This is a genomic window from Pseudomonas sp. TE12234, from assembly GCF_054061835.1.
Map to the genome: position 1 here is coordinate 1 of NZ_JBSSEP010000036.1, position 18960 is coordinate 18960.

At 59.1% G+C, this 18960-nt stretch carries 17 protein-coding genes; 7 read left to right on the forward strand and 10 right to left on the reverse strand.

Features of this window, described 5'->3' with window-relative positions; translation table 11 throughout:
- From ACVWYU_RS30080 to glpD, 5 genes are all read left to right on the forward strand, one after another.
- The coding region (locus ACVWYU_RS30080) for a hypothetical protein (RefSeq protein WP_457374451.1) at positions 1–191 on the forward strand (191 nt) is incomplete at its 5' end.
- A gap of 189 nt (positions 192–380) precedes the next feature.
- A complete protein-coding gene (locus ACVWYU_RS30085) occupies positions 381–1232 on the forward strand; it encodes an MIP/aquaporin family protein (protein ID WP_247257400.1) in 852 nt (283 codons plus the stop codon).
- Positions 1233–1307: 75 nt separating this feature from the next.
- Positions 1308–2813 carry a glycerol kinase GlpK gene (gene glpK, locus ACVWYU_RS30090; RefSeq protein WP_090324919.1) on the forward strand — a complete coding sequence of 502 codons (1506 nt, stop codon included), beginning with the start codon at positions 1308–1310 and terminating at the stop codon, positions 2811–2813.
- Between the two features lie 94 nt (positions 2814–2907).
- On the forward strand, positions 2908–3663 hold the full coding sequence (locus tag ACVWYU_RS30095; RefSeq protein WP_090324920.1) for a DeoR/GlpR family transcriptional regulator: 756 nt from the start codon (positions 2908–2910) through the stop codon (positions 3661–3663).
- A gap of 303 nt (positions 3664–3966) precedes the next feature.
- Positions 3967–5505, forward strand: a complete 1539-nt coding sequence (gene glpD / locus ACVWYU_RS30100) for a glycerol-3-phosphate dehydrogenase (protein WP_457374452.1) — start codon at positions 3967–3969, stop codon at positions 5503–5505.
- Positions 5506–5633: 128 nt separating this feature from the next.
- Here glpD and ACVWYU_RS30105 read toward each other — a convergent pair whose 3' ends face one another.
- From ACVWYU_RS30105 to ACVWYU_RS30115, 3 genes are all read right to left on the reverse strand, one after another.
- Positions 5634–6743, reverse strand: a complete 1110-nt coding sequence (locus tag ACVWYU_RS30105) for an NADH:flavin oxidoreductase/NADH oxidase (RefSeq protein WP_457374453.1) — start codon at positions 6741–6743, stop codon at positions 5634–5636.
- Between the two features lie 361 nt (positions 6744–7104).
- Complete coding sequence (recJ, locus tag ACVWYU_RS30110; RefSeq protein WP_090324925.1) at positions 7105–8814, reverse strand: single-stranded-DNA-specific exonuclease RecJ; 1710 nt, start codon at positions 8812–8814, stop codon at positions 7105–7107.
- Positions 8815–8880: 66 nt separating this feature from the next.
- Positions 8881–9423, reverse strand: coding sequence for a YaeQ family protein (locus ACVWYU_RS30115; protein ID WP_047532723.1), 543 nt, complete (start codon positions 9421–9423; stop codon positions 8881–8883).
- Between the two features lie 148 nt (positions 9424–9571).
- On the opposite strand from ACVWYU_RS30115, the gene ACVWYU_RS30120 reads away from it, so the two are divergent.
- A complete protein-coding gene (locus ACVWYU_RS30120) occupies positions 9572–10771 on the forward strand; it encodes a CaiB/BaiF CoA transferase family protein (protein WP_090324927.1) in 1200 nt (399 codons plus the stop codon).
- Positions 10752–11678 (forward strand): TIGR02285 family protein, encoded by a 927-nt coding sequence (locus ACVWYU_RS30125; RefSeq protein ID WP_457374456.1) that lies wholly within the window; start codon positions 10752–10754, stop codon positions 11676–11678. The genes ACVWYU_RS30120 and ACVWYU_RS30125 overlap by 20 nt, the downstream gene beginning before the upstream one ends.
- 169 nt (positions 11679–11847) lie before the next feature.
- Here the strand turns inward: ACVWYU_RS30125 and ACVWYU_RS30130 are convergent, their stop codons facing one another.
- From ACVWYU_RS30130 to ACVWYU_RS30160, 7 genes are all read right to left on the reverse strand, one after another.
- Entirely contained in the window at positions 11848–12135 is a 288-nt protein-coding gene (locus tag ACVWYU_RS30130) for a DUF3509 domain-containing protein (RefSeq protein ID WP_090324930.1), read from the reverse strand.
- A 160-nt stretch (positions 12136–12295) separates the two neighbouring features.
- Positions 12296–13636, reverse strand: coding sequence for a transporter substrate-binding domain-containing protein (locus ACVWYU_RS30135; protein WP_457374454.1), 1341 nt, complete (start codon positions 13634–13636; stop codon positions 12296–12298).
- A gap of 122 nt (positions 13637–13758) precedes the next feature.
- Positions 13759–15168 (reverse strand): threonine synthase, encoded by a 1410-nt coding sequence (thrC, locus tag ACVWYU_RS30140; RefSeq protein WP_090324933.1) that lies wholly within the window; start codon positions 15166–15168, stop codon positions 13759–13761.
- 67 nt (positions 15169–15235) lie between these two features.
- Entirely contained in the window at positions 15236–16540 is a 1305-nt protein-coding gene (locus ACVWYU_RS30145) for a homoserine dehydrogenase (RefSeq protein WP_090327524.1), read from the reverse strand.
- A 134-nt stretch (positions 16541–16674) separates the two neighbouring features.
- Complete coding sequence (locus tag ACVWYU_RS30150; RefSeq protein WP_248916081.1) at positions 16675–17406, reverse strand: DsbC family protein; 732 nt, start codon at positions 17404–17406, stop codon at positions 16675–16677.
- A 249-nt stretch (positions 17407–17655) separates the two neighbouring features.
- Positions 17656–18552 (reverse strand): site-specific tyrosine recombinase XerD, encoded by an 897-nt coding sequence (xerD, locus tag ACVWYU_RS30155; protein WP_390957192.1) that lies wholly within the window; start codon positions 18550–18552, stop codon positions 17656–17658.
- 6 nt (positions 18553–18558) lie between these two features.
- Positions 18559–18960, reverse strand: a 402-nt coding sequence (locus ACVWYU_RS30160; protein WP_457374455.1) for a hypothetical protein, incomplete at its 5' end; no start/stop codon positions are given.

The window sequence follows — 18960 nt, forward strand, 5'->3', positions numbered from 1 at the left end:
GCCTTTTTTCGTCTGTTGCCCGCACAAAAAACAAACGCCCCGAACAAGTCGGGGCGTTTGTTGGGCTGGCCTTCAGTGTGTTTTCACACAGTCTGATCGCGGTGCCTTTTCAACAAGTGCGCATCGTCGCCCACCCGGATTTCATCCACGTATCAACGCACTCATTCACAAGACTAATAGTTCATTTGTGACCGATGGTTCACTTTCGACCTTTGACAGCAGTGTTTCTTGTCTATATTTTTTCGTTTCTGAAACTGCACGAAACGTCCTACCGCAGCACCCAGCAGCAATCCGGGAAGTGGATGGGGATCCTGACCCGGTGAAAAACGCGCTTTGACCATGATGGAAAGAAAGCGCCAAAAAATAAAAATGAGGTTTCAATGACAACCGCCTTACAACAACCGTCTCTCTCGAGCCAATGCATGGCCGAGTTTTTGGGTACTGCTCTGCTGATCTTTTTTGGTACGGGTTGCGTCGCCGCCCTCAAGGTCGCGGGCGCCAGCTTTGGTCTGTGGGAAATCAGCATCATCTGGGGCATCGGCGTGAGCATGGCGATCTACCTGACTGCCGGGGTTTCCGGCGCTCATCTCAACCCTGCCGTCAGCATCGCCCTGAGCATTTTCGCCGACTTCGAAAAGCGCAAACTGCCGTTCTACATTCTGGCCCAAGTGGCGGGTGCCTTTTGTGGCGCCTTGTTGGTTTACACGCTTTACAGCAATCTGTTCTTCGATTTCGAACAAACTCACCATATGGTTCGAGGCACTGAAGCCAGCCTGGAATTGGCATCGGTGTTCTCCACCTTCCCCAACCCGAGCCTGACCACGTCACAGGCCTTTCTGGTCGAGGTGATCATCACGGCCATTCTGATGGGCGTGATCATGTCCCTGACCGACGACAACAATGGCCTGCCGAACGGACCGCTGGCGCCAATCCTGATTGGCTTGCTGATCGCAGTGATCGGCAGCTCGATGGGACCGCTGACCGGCTTCGCCATGAACCCGGCCCGTGACTTCGGCCCCAAATTGATGACGTTCTTCGCTGGCTGGGGTGACATTTCCTTCACCGGCGGGCGCGATATCCCGTACTTCCTGGTTCCGGTTTTCGCACCGATTATCGGGGCCTGCCTCGGCGCCGCAGCCTATCGCGGGGTGATTGCCCGCCATCTGCCAAGCGTCGCGCCTGCTACAAAGGACACAACACCGGCCATTGACGGCAAACCAGAAATTTCTTGATACCGTTGGCGCGTGATACTGCCCATTCAATCGCGCGCCAGACCGCATTCCCTTTTTTCGTCCAAGGCAATCGACATGACCGACACTCAGAATAAGAACTACATCATTGCCCTCGATCAGGGTACGACCAGCTCCCGCGCGATCATTTTCGACCGCGACGCCAACGTGGTCTGCACCGCACAGCGCGAATTCGCCCAGCATTACCCGCAAGCGGGCTGGGTCGAACACGACCCGATGGAAATCTTCGCCACCCAGAGCGCCGTGATGGTCGAGGCCCTGGCTCAAGCCGGCCTGCATCACGATCAGGTCGCGGCCATCGGCATTACCAACCAGCGTGAAACCACCGTGGTCTGGGACAAGAACACCGGCCGGCCGATCTACAACGCAATCGTCTGGCAGTGCCGCCGCAGTACCGAAATCTGCCAGCAGCTCAAGCGTGATGGCCACGAGCAATACATCAGCGAGACCACTGGCCTGGTCACCGACCCGTACTTCTCCGGCACCAAGCTCAAGTGGATCCTCGACCACGTCGAAGGCAGCCGTGAACGCGCGCGCAATGGCGAGCTGCTGTTCGGTACCGTCGACAGCTGGCTGATCTGGAAATTTACCGGCGGCAAGGTCCACGTCACCGACTACACCAACGCCTCGCGCACCCTGCTCTTCAATATCCACACCCTGGAGTGGGACGCGAAGATGCTGGAGCTGCTGGATATCCCGCGGGAAATGCTGCCTCAGGTGAAATCGTCGTCGGAAATCTACGGCCATACCAAAAGCGGCATCGCCATCGGCGGAATCGCCGGCGATCAGCAAGCAGCGCTGTTCGGTCAGATGTGCGTCGAGGCAGGCCAGGCCAAGAACACGTACGGCACCGGCTGCTTCCTGCTGATGAACACCGGCGACAAAGCCGTGAAGTCCAGACACGGCATGCTCACCACCATCGCCTGCGGTCCGCGCGGTGAAGTGGCCTACGCCCTGGAGGGCGCGGTGTTCAATGGCGGCTCCACCGTCCAGTGGTTGCGCGACGAGCTGAAAATCATCAACGACGCCCACGACACCGAATACTTCGCCAACAAGGTCAAGGACAGCAACGGCGTGTACCTGGTACCGGCGTTCACTGGTCTGGGCGCGCCGTACTGGGACCCGTATGCCCGTGGCGCACTGTTTGGCCTGACCCGCGGTGTACGTGTGGATCACATCATTCGTGCAGCGCTGGAGTCGATCGCCTACCAGACCCGCGACGTACTCGACGCCATGCAGCAGGACGCCGGCGAGCGACTCAAGGCACTGCGCGTGGACGGTGGCGCCGTGGCGAACAACTTCCTTATGCAATTCCAGGCCGACATCCTCGGCACGCAGGTCGAACGCCCGCAAATGCGCGAGACCACCGCGCTGGGTGCCGCTTACCTGGCGGGCCTGGCCTGCGGCTTCTGGGGCAGCCTGGAAGAGCTGCGCGGCAAGGCGGTTATCGAACGCAAGTTCGAACCGGCGCTCGACGAAGCGGCAAAGGAAAAACTCTACGCTGGCTGGCAAAAAGCCGTCAGCCGCACCCGCGATTGGGAGCCGCACGAAGGGGCTGAATAAGCCGAGCCGCTGACTGTATCTGCGAGTAACTGGTCGGGAGGCGATTCCTGCGGCATCATGGGCAAATTTTGCTCGGCAGCCCAAAGGACGCCCCATGAATCTGCCTCCCCGTCAGCAGCAAATTCTCGAACTGGTCCGCGAACGCGGCTATGTCAGCATCGAGGAAATGGCCACGCTGTTCGTTGTTACACCGCAGACCATTCGCCGCGATATCAATCAGCTGGCGGAAGCCAATTTGTTGCGCCGCTACCACGGCGGCGCAGCCTACGACTCCAGCGTTGAAAACACCGCCTACGCCATGCGCGCCGATCAGATGCGCGACGAGAAACAGCGTATCGGCGAAGCCATCGCCGCACAGATCCCCGATCACGCCTCGCTGTTCATCAACATCGGTACGACGACCGAATCGATTGCCCGGGCGCTGCTCAACCACAATCATCTGAAGATCATCACCAACAACCTGCATGTGGCTTCGATGCTCAGCGCCAAGGACGACTTCGACGTTCTGCTGACCGGGGGCAATGTGCGGCGTGACGGTGGCGTGGTCGGTCAGGCCAGCGTCGATTTCATTAACCAGTTCAAGGTCGACTTTGCCCTGGTTGGCATCAGCGGCATCGATGAAGACGGCAGCCTGCTGGATTTCGACTATCAGGAAGTGCGGGTTTCCCAGGCGATCATCGCCAACGCCAGGCAGGTGATTCTGGCGGCTGACTCCAGCAAGTTCGGGCGTAACGCCATGATTCGCCTGGGGCCGATCAGCCTGATCGATTGCCTGGTGACCGATCAGCAGCCTTCCCCGGCGCTGATGCAGCTTTTAAACCAGCACAAAGTCCGACTGGAAGTCGTTTAAGCACATCTCCCGTGGCGAGGGAGCATGCTCCCACTGGGCTGCGAAGCGGCCCTCAACCCTTCAATTGAGTTCATTCAAACCCACTGAACTCGCCGCAAAAGCGGTGGGAGCGAGCGCCCTCGCCAGCATAGCAGTCAGATTACGCACCCAATGTTCGTAAATTTTCCTTTCATCGCCTTTCGATGAGTATTTTCAATCGAATCTGACTGGCTTTGCGCGTCTTTATGGGCTAGTATTTTCGCAAATGAACATTAATGTTCGATTTCAAATACAGAACATCAAAGAATTCCGAGGCCCGAGCCGATGCCCACTTCCACCTTGCCCACGCCCCCTCTTGCCGAGGTCTACGATATCGCCGTCATCGGTGGCGGGATCAATGGTGTGGGGATCGCAGCGGATGCCGCGGGTCGCGGCCTCTCGGTGTTCCTTTGCGAAAAGGATGATTTGGCCAGCCATACCTCGTCAGCCAGCAGCAAGCTGATCCACGGCGGCCTGCGCTATCTCGAACATTACGAATTCCGCCTGGTGCGCGAAGCACTGGCCGAGCGGGAAGTCCTGCTGGCCAAGGCTCCGCATATCGTTAAACAGATGCGCTTTGTGTTGCCGCATCGCCCGCACCTGCGGCCCGCCTGGATGATTCGCGCCGGCCTGTTCCTTTACGACCATCTTGGCAAACGGGAAAAACTCGCCGGTTCGAAAAGCCTGAAGTTCGGTCCCGACAGCGCACTGAAAAGCGAAATCACCCAAGGCTTCGAATACTCCGATTGCTGGGTCGACGATGCCCGGCTGGTGGTGCTCAATGCCATGGCCGCCCGGGAACAAGGCGCCCATGTCCATACCCAGACCCGTTGCGTCAGCGCTCGCCGCACCAAAGGCCAGTGGCACCTGCAACTGGAACGCTCCGATGGCAGCCGGTTTTCGATCCGCGCCAAGGCCCTGGTCAACGCAGCGGGCCCATGGGTCGCCAAGTTCATCCGCGACGATCTGAAGATGGAATCGCCCTACGGCATCCGCCTGATCCAGGGCAGCCACCTGATCGTGCCAAAATTGTACGAAGGCGAACACGCGCACATTCTGCAAAACGAAGACCAGCGCATCGTGTTCACCATTCCCTACCTGAACCAGTTCACCCTGATCGGCACCACCGACCGCGAATACACGGGCGATCCGGCAAAAGTGGCGATCACTGACGGTGAGACCGATTACCTGCTGAAAGTGGTCAACGCCCACTTCAAAAAGCAAATCAGCCGCGACGACATCCTGCACAGCTATTCCGGCGTGCGTCCGCTGTGCAATGACGAATCCGATAACCCTTCGGCCGTCACTCGCGATTACACCCTGGCGCTGTCCGGCAGTGGCGAAGAAGCGCCGTTGCTTTCGGTGTTCGGCGGCAAGCTGACCACCTACCGCAAGCTCGCGGAGTCGGCGCTGGCGCAACTGGCACCTTACTTCCAGCACATCAAGCCGAGCTGGACGGCCAACGCACCGCTGCCGGGCGGCGAAGACATGACCACCCCGCAAGCGCTGAGCGCGTTGATTCGCGACAAGTTCGACTGGGTCCCGACAGATATTTCGCGTCGCTGGGCCACCAGCTACGGCAGCCGCACCTGGCGCCTGCTCGAAGGCGTGGAAAAGCTGAGCGACATGGGCGAACACATCGGCGGCGGTCTCTACACCCGCGAAGTCGATTACCTGTGGCACGAAGAGTGGGCGACCACCGCGCAGGACATTCTGTGGCGTCGCAGCAAGCTCGGGTTGTTCACCACGCTGGCTGAACAAGACAAGCTCAAGGACTACTTGAACAAGGTCGAACAGAACCGCAGCAAGATCGAAGCAGCCTGATTGCACCGCTTGATACTGAAGGAGCGAGCATGCTCGCGAAGAACGCCAGGACAACGCGGAGTACCCGACAGGGCGCGTTATCGTTGACGTCCGACGCGAGCAGGCTCGCTCCTACAAGAGGCTTTGTCTCATATATCCCGCAAGTCTGATTCATGGATGGGTTGGTCACGGTGGGTCGCCCGCTGGTACTGCGCCGGCCAGATGGCCTTGCGTCCGCCGAGGTCGTCATCGGCGTGCAACGGCCAGTAAGGATCGCGCAACAGCTCACGGGCCAGGAAAATGATATCCGCCTGACAGGTGCGCAGAATGTGCTCAGCCTGAGCCGGCTCGGTGATCATTCCCACGGTGCCAGTCGCAATTTCAGCCTCCTTGCGCACTCGTTCGGCGAAGCGAGTCTGATAACCGGGGCCTGTCGGGATTTCCGCGTTGGCTGCCGTGCCTCCCGACGACACATCAATCAGGTCCACGCCCAGGGCTTTCAGGCGCCGCGCCAGCTCGACGGTTTCATCGGGATTCCAGCCATCTTCCACCCAGTCGGTGGCCGAGACCCGGACAAACAGCGGCAACTCTTCAGGCCAGACCGCCCGCACGGCTTCGGTGACTTGCAGCACCAGGCGGATGCGGTTTTCGAATGAGCCACCGTACTGATCACGCCGCTGATTACTCAAGGGCGAAAGGAACTGGTGCAGCAGGTAACCATGGGCTGCATGCACTTCGACCACCTTGAAACCGGCGACCAACGCACGCTTTGCCGCATCGACAAAGGCCTGAATGATAGTGGCAATTTCACCGTCATCGAGCTGCTTGGGCTGTGTGTGTTGCGGATCGAACGCGATCGGTGAGGGCCCCACCGGGAGCCAGCCGCCGTCTTCAGGTTTGACACTGCCATGTTTGCCCAGCCACGGCCGAAAGGTGCTGGCCTTGCGCCCCGCATGAGCCAGCTGGATACCGGCAACGGCGCCTTGGGCGGCAATAAAGCGAGTGATGCGCTGCAGCGGCTCGATTTGTTCATCGTTCCACAAACCGAGGTCTTGCGCGGTGATGCGCCCGTCGGCCGTGACCGCCGTGGCTTCGGTAAAGACCAGTCCGGCCCCGCCGATGGCACGGCTGCCGAGGTGGACCAGGTGCCAGTCATTGGCCAGACCATCGGCACTGGAATACTGGCACATCGGCGATACCGCGATGCGGTTGAGCAGGGTCAGTTGACGAAGGGTATAGGGTTCAAGCAGCAGACTCATGGGGCACCTCTCGAATCAGTGGGCAGGCTCCAGGGTTCTGTTTGAAAAGTCGACGAGTGACAGGAAAAAGGTGCAGCACCCGCCCCCGCGGGCAAAAAATTCGACAAGACGTCACAAGGATTATCAAGCAGTGCTTAGAGCCTAGTCGACAACGGGGGATGAGGGAGGGTTCAAGAACTGAAAACACAGATGACCCGCACAGGGTACAGCGCACTGTGGCGAGGGAGCTTGCTCCCGCTGGGTGGCGCAGCCGTCCCAAAACAAATCACCGCGGTCGATCTGATAAACCGCATCAGCCCGCATTGGGAGTGCTGCGCCCTCCAGCGGGAGCAAGCTCCCTCGCAACAACGGCGAAGAAGACTCAGCGCGGCTCGATGTGGGCAATCATCAGTTGCACGGTCTCGTTGCCGCGGAATTCATTGACGTCGAGCTTGTAGGCCAGTTCCACCCACTTGATGGTCGGATTCGGCCAGATATCGCGGTCGATACCAAAGGCAATGCCATCAAGCTTGACCGAACCACATTCGCTTCTGAGCACCACTTTGAGGTGCCGCTCGCCGACGACACGCTGCTCGACCAACTGGAACACCCCGTGAAACAGCGGCTCCGGAAAATGCTGCCCCCAGGGACCGGCATGGCGCAGCGCGCGGGCCAGTTCCAGGTGAAATTCCTCGACCGCCAGGGTGCCGTCCGACAGCAGGCGCCCGGTCAGGTCCTCTTCACGCATTTGCCTGCGCACCTCGGCGTCAAAGGCTTCGGCGAACAGCGGAAAATTCGCTTCCGGCAGGGTCAGACCAGCGGCCATGGCATGGCCGCCGTATTTGGTAATCAGGTTCGGGTGCTGCGCCGCTACCACGCTCAGGGCATCGCGAATATGGAAGCCTTGCACCGAGCGCCCCGAGCCCTTGAGCAGCCCGTCTCCCGCATCGGCAAAGGCGATGGTCGGACGGAAATAACGCTCTTTCATGCGCGACGCGAGAATGCCGATGACACCCTGGTGCCATTCGGGATCGAACAGACACAGACCGAAGGGCATGGAATCAACGGGCAAATCCTTGAGCTGCGCCAGCGCTTCACGCTGCATGCCCTGCTCGATGGATTTACGGTCCTGATTCATGCCGTCCAGTTGAGCAGCCATCTCACGGGCAAGCGTCGCATCTTCGGTCAGCAGGCATTCGATGCCCAGGCTCATGTCATCCAGGCGCCCCGCCGCGTTCAGGCGCGGGCCGACAATGAATCCCAGGTCGGTGGAGGTAATGCGCGCTGGCTCACGCTTGGCCACTTCGAGGATCGCCTTGATGCCCGGTCGCGCACGTCCGGCGCGAATCCGCTCGAGGCCCTGGTGCACCAGAATCCGGTTGTTGGCATCCAGCGGTACCACGTCCGCCACGCTGCCCAGCGCTACGAGGTCGAGCAATTCGCCGATGTTCGGCTGCGGCTTGTTCTCGTACCAGCCCAGGCTGCGCAAGCGCGCACGCAGGGCCATCAGCACATAGAAAATCACCCCGACACCGGCCAGCGCCTTGCTCGGGAACTCACAACCTGGCTGGTTCGGGTTGACGATGGCATCGGCCTGCGGCAATTCATCACCGGGCAAGTGGTGATCGGTGACCAGCACCTTGAGGCCAGCCTTTTTCGCCGCCGCCACACCTTCGACACTGGAAATACCGTTGTCCACGGTGATCAACAGCTGTGGCTGACGCTCCAGCGCCACGGCGACAATCTCCGGTGTCAGGCCGTAACCGTAGTCAAAACGGTTGGGCACCAGGTAATCGACATGAGCCGCGCCCAGCAGACGCAGACCCAGGGTGCCCACGGTACTGGCCGTCGCGCCATCGGCATCGAAATCGCCGACGATCAGAATCCGTTGCCGCTGTTCGAGCGCTGTAACCAGCAGATCCACGGCAGCATCAATGCCCTTGAGCTGCTGGAACGGAATCAGCCGCGCCAGACTTTTGTCCAGTTCGACTGCGGATTGCACGCCCCGGGCGGCGTAGAGTCGGGTCAGCAGGGGTGGAAGATCACCCAGCAATGGCAAGGGGTCGGGCAACAGGCGAGATTCGATGCGCATGGGGTGACAGGGGTTTCTCTTCAGTATGTGGGATAGAAGTGCATGACGCGGTCCAGCGGCGATTGATCAGCCGCGTTCGCCGGCCAGCCACTGCAACTGGACTTCATGCTGACCACGATCGTCAGTGACGAAAATCGTCCCTTCACTGATCATCACGTCCCACTTGATAACGCGAGGCATGTCCTTGGCCAGGGTTTCCAGCACTTCCTGGGGCACGGCGGCGATGTTGACGTTTTTCAGGTTCTTGATCGCCGGGATCACTTTGCCTTCCCAGACACGCAGGCTGCCGTAGGCCAGCAGGCTGGTGCGTTCGGTGCGACGCGAGCACCAGGTCAGGCGCTCGGCATCCGGCTGGCCGACTTCGATCCAGTGCAGGACACGGTCATCCAGGCTTTTTTCCCACAAGGCCGGTTCATCCACTTCTGAAAGACCACGGCCAAAGGACAGCTGCTCGTTGTACCAGAGGGCATAGGCCAGCAGGCGCACGGTCATGCGCTCTTCGGTTTCCGAAGGGTGACGGGCGATGGTCTGCTTGACGCTCTCGTAAACGCTGCGGTCGAGGTCGGTGAGGTTCAGTTCAAACTTGTAGGTCGTGGACGGCTGGGCCATGAACGGGCTTCTTGATATGAGGAAAGTCGGCAAGTCTAACCGATGCGACAGGCAATCAACGAATAGAAGGCGATCTACCTTGAGCGCCTGACAGTCGGCTATGTTAAAAGTCTGTATTCGCTCAGTCTTTTGTCCTACAGGATTTAGTATGCCGCTCACTGACAAACCGCTCTCGGGTCTGAAAGTCATCGAATTGGGCACTTTGATTGCCGGTCCTTTTGCCTCGCGCATCTGCGCTGAATTCGGTGCCGATGTGGTCAAGATCGAGTCTCCGGACGGTGGCGATCCACTGCGCAAGTGGCGCAAGTTGTACGAAGGGACTTCGCTGTGGTGGTTCGTTCAGGCGCGCAACAAAAAATCCCTGACGCTCAACCTCAAACATCCGGATGGCCTGGCGATTCTGAAAAAATTGCTCAGCGAAGCGGACATCCTGATCGAAAACTTCCGCCCCGGCGTGCTTGAAAAACTCGGTTTGGGCTGGGACGTCTTGCACGCGCTGAACCCGAAACTGGTGATGGTGCGACTCTCGGGCTTCGGTCAGACCGGTCCGATGAAGGATCAGCCTGGTTTTGGCGCGGTCGGTGAATCCATGGGGGGGCTGCGTTACATCACCGGGTTTGAGGACCGGCCACCGGTGCGCACAGGAATTTCCATTGGTGACTCGATCGCCGCGCTCTGGGGCGTGATTGGCGCGCTGATGGCCCTGCGTCATCGCGAGGTCAACGGTGGCCAGGGCCAAGTGGTGGATGTGGCGCTGTATGAAGCGATCTTCGCCATGATGGAAAGCATGGTCCCGGAATTCGATGTGTTCGGCTTCATTCGCGAACGCACCGGCAACATCATGCCCGGCATCACACCCTCCTCTATCCACACCAGCGCCGACGGCAAACATGTGCAGATCGGCGCCAATGGCGATGCGATCTTCAAGCGTTTCATGCTGATCATCGGTCGCGAAGACCTGGCCAATGACCCGACCCTGGCCAGCAACGACGGACGTGACACCCGCCGCGACGAGCTCTACGGGGTGATCGATCGCTGGGTCAATTCGTTGCCGCTGGACACGGTCATCGAGCGCTTGAACCAGGCCGACGTGCCCGCCAGCCGGATCTTCAGCGCCGAAGACATGTTCAGCGACCCGCAATACCTCGCCCGGGAAATGTTCCTGCAAGCCAAACTTCCGGATGGCAAAGGCTTCAAGATGCCGGGGATTGTGCCGAAACTCTCAGAGACACCCGGTGAATGTGAATGGGTCGGGCCGCAACTGGGTGAACACAATGCTCAGGTACTCCACGATCTTGGCTATGACAAGGGACAGATCGAAAAGCTGCGTGAAGACGGGGCCATCTAAGCTGAAGCGCCTGTTTTCATCAGCAAGCCATTCCTGCCGCAATCAACGCGTACTGGCCGTGTTCGTGCTGTTGGCGGGACTGGCCTCGCCCGTTTTGGCGCAACCCAGGGACACCTTGATCTGGCTCCTGCGCGATTTGCCGCCCACCATGATTTTTGAAGGCCCGAAAAAAGATCAGGGTGTCATCGATCAACTGTTGCCGCTGTTGATCGCCGGCATGCCGCAGTACGAACACACTTTGATGCGGGTTAACCGCGCTCGTGGAATGCAAATGCTCCACGAAGAATCTTTTACTTGCGATCCCTCGCTGGTCTGGACCAAAGAGCGGGAGCAGTGGATTACATTCTCCATTCCGGCGTTTCTTGCGGTGAGTAATGGCCTTGCGGTCCGGCAGGAAGATCGATCGGTTCTGCAACCTTTTCTGGTCGACGGAGAAGTCGATCTGGCAGCCTTGTTGGCCAGTGGCACGAAAAAAGTCGGCGTAGTGGCTGGCCGCAGTTACGGTCAATTTCTCGACACCCTGCTACGACAGGCACCGCCAGGCGCCTTGACGCCCCATTACGGCAATGACGCCCTTGGCAGTCTGTTGCAGATGCAACGGCTGGGGCGATTACAGGTGGTTTTGGGTTACTGGCCCGAGATCCGTTATCAGGCACAACAGAAACACATCTCCGATGAGCAGCTGCAGTTCTATCCGATCAAGGGGACGGGAAAATACCTGTTCGGGTACATCGGCTGTTCCAATACACCTCAGGGCCGAGAGGCGATCAGCGAGATAAACCTGCTTTTGCGCACCTTGCCGCACGACCGACCGGATCAGCTATACGCCGACTGGCTGGACCCGGAAAGGCGCAGCGATTATCTGAGAGATGCCAAGGCGTTTTTTGAACAGCAGGCCGGGCACTGACAAATTCCGGGCAAAAGAAACCCCGAGAAGTGGGGAGACGACTCGGGGTTAAACGTGGCCTACATAAAGACCCGTAGCAGCAAGCTACAAGCACCGGAGCACAATGCTTGATCCTGCTGTTAAGAGATCTGACTGACGTTGGTGCAGGAAGGTTCCCACAAAAAACAATTCAGTTGCGGCTGGCAAGCAACTTGTCTTGCGCAGCATTGCGCAACGCCGCGATAACACAGGGCTCCAGGCGACCTTCCGCAATCAGTACATCACGATGCAAACCGTCGACCACATCGGTGAGCAGACGCTTATCGCTTAACTGGGCCTGACTGAACTCACGTTCAACCACAGTGGTGCCCATGGTATTGGTCAATGTCACCCGGCATTCACCATGAATACCCGAGGGGGTCAGCGTCACCTGGTACGGGCTCAGAGCCTCACCGAGCAAGAGACTGATACTTTCCATCTCGATCACCACTCAATAGTCCGAAAAAAGTGCCTGGGGCGTGCCTACAGTAAATGACCGCTGGCCCGAGAAGAAAGTTCTGAATACCGGATGCAACTTCGTCTGCGTCTCCGGTCGAAAGAGCATGCATGGCAAAGATGACAGAGAAAAAACAGTCGCATCACGCCTGTCGGATACGCTGATCGAGATCCGTCCAGCCCCCCAGCAAACCGCGCAGCTGGCCGTCCGCACCGTAAAACGGCACCGTCCATTGGTAGATGTCCCTGTGGCCGTTGTTGAACATCAATTGCCGCCTGCAGAATCGTGTGGAGCGCGAGCCCAGCTGGGCCATGAATTCGGTATGCAACAGTTCAGCGGTCTCTTTGGGCAGGATCTCCAATTCAATCAGCTGCCGCCCCTGAATCCGATCAATTCGGGTCGACAGACTCTCTTCGAAACTCCTGTTGCACAGGATCAAGCGCCCTTGCAGATCACGAACGAACATCGGGTCAGGCGTCGCGTCCATCAGCGCCTGCTGGAAAGCGAGCTGATCCCCAAGACGCTGCTCAGTCTCCAGTCGTTGCCGGACCACCGAGGCCAGCCGGCGGTTACAGAGCAGGAACAGCACGGCGAATACACTGACGACAAACACACCCCGGCAGCTCCACTGTGTCACCCGCTGCCAAACCGTCGGCTCTGCGGTCGTAACGACACCATTGAGCCATTTGCGGCGAATGGCGCGTAACTCGGCGGGGGGAAACGCCTCCAGTGCCTTGTTGAGAATGCTCAATAGATGCGGCTGGCCTTTGCGCACCGCCAGATGCTCAGGGTCCCACCGTCCCTCCAGAATATGCCCCAGCTGAAGCTGCCCCGAGGGAAAGAGTTGAGCGCCGATTTCGTTGTCGATGGTGGCATAGGCCTCACCGCTTTCAACCAGCGCACGGGCCTCCGCGTAGGTTTTGACGGTGCGTAGCTCAATGGTCGGGTATTCATGGCGAATTGATGCTTCCAACGCATGACGAGCCGGCAACACCAGCACCCGCTTCGCCAGATCCTCCAAAGATTGCACCTTCGGTGCCTCTGCCCGCCCCACGAATACCCAGCCCGCGCCACCATATGCATGGCTGAAGTCCAGGAACGCCTTGCGTTCGTCATTGATTGCCAGCGTGGTGCTCATGTCCGCCTCACTGCTTTCCAGGCTGGCCAGCATCTGATCGGTAGAAAACGCTTCGACATGAACGAACTGCAAACCGGTCATGGCGCCGATGCGATCGAGTACATCCTTGTTCAAACCGATCCAGCGGCCATGCTCATCCTTGAACAGATACCGTGGGTACTCCAGCGAAGCGACGATGACGCGCGGATGCTCGGCCATCCATTTACGCTCTTGCTCGTCCAGCTTGAGGGCCTTCGCAGGCGCGGGAGCCGCCGAATCTGCCGCCAGCACCCACTGGGTAAAACCCAGGGTCCCGAGCAAAATCAGCCAGCGCGGGGCGGGCGTTAACTTTCTGAAAAACAACATTGCCACTTCCTTGATGATCATCTCGCCCGTCCTTAATGGGCGACTCCAGCGGATCAGTGTGGCATGCAGAAACGAGAAAGCCCGTCATGAGACGGGCTTCAATTTGTGACAGCTTTTGCCGGTTACAAAGGCTTGCCGCGGTTGCCATGCTGACTGACAAAGGCCTGTACGGCTTTAAGGTCATTCGGCAACACCGTGCAACGTTCGTCTCGCTCAAACAAATCAGAAAGATGTGCCGGGAGTTCGAGCGCTTTTCCTACACCGGCTTTTTCCACGGCATCCGGGAATTTGACCGGGTGAGCCGTGCCCAGGATCACCATCGGAATGTCCAGGCTGCGACGGCATTCCCGCGCGGCCCTGACACCGATGGCAGTGTGCGGATCCAGCACCTCACCGGTCTGCTCGTAGACTTCGGCGATGGTCTCGCAGGTTTGTGCGTCATCCACCGCCAGCGAATCGAACAGTTTGCGTGCTTCGGTCCAGCGCTCCTGCTCGACGCTGAAGCCGCCACCTTGCTTGAAGCTGTCCATCAACCCGGCAATCGCCGCGCCATTGCGACCGTGCAGGTCGAACAGCAGACGCTCGAAGTTCGAAGACACCATGATGTCCATGGACGGCGACAGGGTGGCGTGCAGGGTTTCCTTGACGTACTGATTGCCGCTCATGAAGCGGTGCAGGATGTCGTTGCGGTTGGTGGCGACGATCAATTGATTGATCGGCAGGCCCATGTTGCGCGCCAGGTAGCCTGCGAAGATGTCGCCGAAGTTGCCGGTCGGCACCGAGAACGACACCGAACGCGCCGGGCCACCCAGCTGCAGCGCAGCGTGGAAGTAGTAAACGATCTGGGCCATGATCCGCGCCCAGTTGATCGAGTTCACCGCCACCAGGCGAGTGCCCTTCAGGAAGCCCTGGTCGGCGAAGCTCGCCTTGACCATTTCCTGGCAGTCATCGAAGTTGCCTTCGATCGCGATGTTGTGGATGTTCTCGCCGAAGATGGTGGTCATCTGCCGACGCTGCACTTCCGATACACGGTTGTGCGGGTGCAGGATGAAGATATCGACGTTTTCGCAGTGCTTGCAGCCTTCGATGGCGGCCGAGCCGGTATCACCGGAGGTCGCACCAACGATCACCACGCGCTCGCCGCGTTTTTCCAGCACGTAGTCCAGAAGGCGACCGAGCAGTTGCAGGGCGAAGTCCTTGAAGGCCAGGGTCGGGCCGTGGAACAGCTCCAGCACCCATTCGTTGCCGTTCAGCTGACGCAGGGGCGCAACGGCGCTGTGGGCAAACACACCGTAGGTTTCTTCGAGGATTTTTTTGAAATCGGCGTCCGGAATGCTGCCGGTGACGAATGGGCGCATGACCCGGAACGCCAGCTCGTGATACGGCAGGCCGGCCCAGGAAGCGATTTCTTCCTGGGTGAAACGTGGCAGGTTTTCCGGGACGTACAGACCGCCGTCGGTGGCCAGACCGGCCAGCAGGACGTCTTCGAAATTCAGGGCCGGTGCCTGGCCGCGGGTACTGATGTAACGCATGACTGACTCCAATGGACAGTGTTCGCAAACCCGGGCTCAACCCGTGAGCCCGGTGAACGATAACGGCTTAGTTCAGGTGCTCGACGCGGATCCGTACGACCGGACCCACAACGCCAGCCAAGGCTTCCAGGGCGGCGATCGCGTCATTGATATGCTGCTCCAGCACACGGTGGGTCAGCAGGATCATGGGCACCAGGCCGTCGTGTTCTTCAACTTCCTTCTGCATGATCGATTCGATGTTGATGCCACGCTCCGACAGGATGCTCGCCACTTGCGCCAGCACGCCCGGGTGGTCCTTGGCCTGAATGCGCAGGTAGTAGGAGCTTTCGCAGGCCTCGATCGGCAGGATCGGGTGGGCCGACAGCGAATCCGGCTGGAAGGCCAGGTGCGGTACGCGGTTTTCCGGATCGGACGTCATGGCGCGAACCACATCCACCAGGTCGGCAATGACCGACGAAGCGGTCGGTTCCATGCCGGCGCCGGCACCGTAGAACAGGGTCGAGCCAGCAGCATCACCGTTGACCATGACCGCGTTCATTACGCCGTTGACGTTGGCGATCAAACGATCGGCCGGGATCAGCGTCGGGTGGACGCGCAATTCAATACCGGCTGCAGTGCTGCGCGCCACGCCCAGGTGCTTGATGCGATAGCCCAGCGCTTCCGCGTAGTTCACGTCAGCGGTGGTCAGCTTGGTGATGCCTTCGGTGTAGGCCTTGTCGAATTGCAGCGGGATACCGAAAGCGATGGACGCCAGGATCGTCAGCTTGTGCGCCGCGTCGATGCCTTCAACGTCGAAGGTCGGATCGGCTTCGGCGTAACCCAGGGCCTGCGCCTCAACCAACACGTCTTCGAAGGTGCGACCCTTCTCGCGCATTTCGGTCAGGATGAAGTTACCGGTGCCGTTGATGATCCCGGCCACCCAGTTGATACGGTTGGCCGACAGGCCCTCGCGGATCGCCTTGATCACCGGGATGCCACCCGCCACGGCTGCTTCGAACGCAACGATCACGCCCTTCTCGCGAGCCTTGGCGAAAATTTCGTTACCGTGAACGGCGATCAACGCCTTGTTCGCGGTGACCACATGCTTGCCATTCTCGATGGCCTTGAGTACCAGCTCACGGGCAACGGTGTAGCCGCCCATCAACTCTATAACGATGTCGATCTCAGGGTTCGTGGCCACTTCGAAGACATCGTTGGTAATCGCAATACCGGTCGTTTGGAACTGAGGCTTTGGCGTGCGCATGGCAATTTGTGCCACTTCGATTCCACGCCCGGCACGACGAGCAATTTCCTCGGCGTTGCGCTGAAGTACGTTGAAGGTACCGCCACCGACGGTTCCTAACCCACAGATGCCTACTTTGACCGGTTTCACTGTGAACTCCCCATAAAACGGCCGACTCAAGGCCGGCCGTGAAAACAACCGCATGCTCGCGGCTCTCTATTGATGGCCCGGCGAATGCTGCTGCCGGACCACGATCGTCAATGGCGGACCATGACGATGCGAATTTACTTCGCGCCCAGCGCCAGTTTGGCGACTTGTGGCGCAGGCTGGTAGCCCGGAATGACCTGACCGTCGGCCAAAACGATGGCCGGTGTACCGTTCACGCCAATCGACTGGCCGAGGGCGAACTGTTTGGAAACCGGGTTATCGCACTTGGCGGCCTTGATTTCCTTGCCATCGACCATCTTGTCCATGGCCGCTTTTTTGTCTTTCGAGCACCACACGGCCTGTAGCTGTTCGTCACCTGGCGAGCCAAGGCCCTGGCGCGGAAACGCAACATAACGCACTTCGATGCCACGCTTGTTCAACTCAGGCACTTCGGCGTGCAGTTTGTGGCAGTACGGGCAAGTGGTGTCGGTGAACACGGTGATGTGCGATTTGGTTTCGCCAATGGCCGGATAAACCACGGTTTCGGCAACCGGAATCTCGTTGATCAGTTTGGAGATGCCCAGGCGCTCGGTCTTCTCGGTCAGGTTGACCGGCTTGCCGTCCTTGAGCTGGAACAGGTAACCCTGAACCACGTACTGACCGTCGGCGCTGGCATACAGAACGCGGCTGCCCTTCAATTTGACTTCGTACAGGCCCGGCAGCGGGCTGGCGGTGATGCTTTCTACGGGCACTTCGAGCTGGAGGTTTTCCAGGCTTTTACGGATGGCTTTGTCGGCCGCGTCATCGGCGACGGCAAAGGTGCTGACCAACGCAATGGCGGCGGCGGCGAAAATCTGGATCAGACGCATGAGAACTCCTGAAGGCGGACAAATGGGACGGTCAGAACGCCCGTGCCGAAACACCGGGTCATAACCGCCCATCGTGCAAACCGTCAAAGCCTACCACATAAGGCAACGGTGTCCGACTCCCGGTGATGCAAGGCTTTGGCGACTGCTTTCTGTGGGACCGAGCTTGCTCGCGATTGCGGTCAGTCAGGCGCCATTAATGCTGGATGTTCAGGCCTCATCGCGAGCAAGCTCGCTCCCACAGGACTTTCACTAGCCTCTAGGATGATGTTTGGCGTGCAGATCCTGCAACCGAGCCCGGGCAACATGGGTATAAATCTGGGTGGTCGACAAATCGCTGTGGCCCAGCAGCATCTGCACCACCCGAAGGTCGGCACCATGATTGAGCAAGTGGGTGGCGAAAGCATGGCGCAGCGTGTGCGGCGACAGCGACTTGCCGATACCGGCGACTTTCGCCTGATGCTTGATCCGATGCCAGAATGTCTGCCGCGTCATCTGCTCTCCTCGCTGGCTGGGGAACAAGACATCGCTGGGACGCCCGCCGAGCAGCTCGCCGCGTCCGTCGCGCAGGTAGCGCTCGACCCAGACAATCGCCTCCTCGCCCATCGGCACCAGTCGCTCCTTGCTACCCTTGCCCATCACTCGCAATACGCCCTGGCGCAGATTGACCTGTTCAAGCGTCAGGCTGATCAGTTCCGTCACCCGAAGGCCGCAGGCATAAAGCACTTCAAGCATGGCGCGGTCGCGCTGCCCGATGGCTTCGCTCAAATCAGGCGCCTTCAACAGGGCTTCGACATCGGCCTCCGACAAGGACTTGGGCAGCGGCCTGCCGAGTTGCGGCATATCGATACGAAGCGTTGGGTCAACCGCGATCAGTTTTTCCCGCAGCAAATAACGATAGAAGCCACGCACGCCCGAGAGAAATCGTGCGGTTGAACGGGGCTTGTAGTTTTGCTCCACACGCCACGCCAGATGGTCGAGGATCAACTCGCGTCCGGCGTTGACCAACTCCAGCCCTTTATCCTGCAACCAGCCGTTGAACAGGGCCAGGTCGCTGCGATAGGCATCGCGGGTGTTATCGGAAAGACCTTTCTCCAACCAGAGTGCGTCGAGGAACTGGTCTATCAATGGATGTTCGATGGCAGGCATGGGCACTCAAAACACACGGCCTTGAAACGGCGCGTAAAAAATCAGGAGGACTGTAGAAACGGCCGCTAGTCTTTCATAGCCAGCCACTGCAAGGAACAGGGAGCTTGAATGAGTGAACAGCAGATGATGCTGGCATTCTGGCCGGTCCCGTTTTGCACTGATACGTCTGCACAAACATTGCACAGGCTCTGTAGCAACCGGACAGTCGAGTGGACCCTGCTGACGTTGATTCAGTCCACGATCGAGCAGGCTCAATACCACCGCAATCCGCTCAAGCGTCGCTAAATCACAGGCAACAAAAAAGCAGCCCGTACAGACTGTGTGAAAACACACTGAAGGCCAGCCCAACAAACGCCCCGACTTGTTCGGGGCGTTTGTTTTTTGTGCGGGCAACAGACGAAAAAAGGC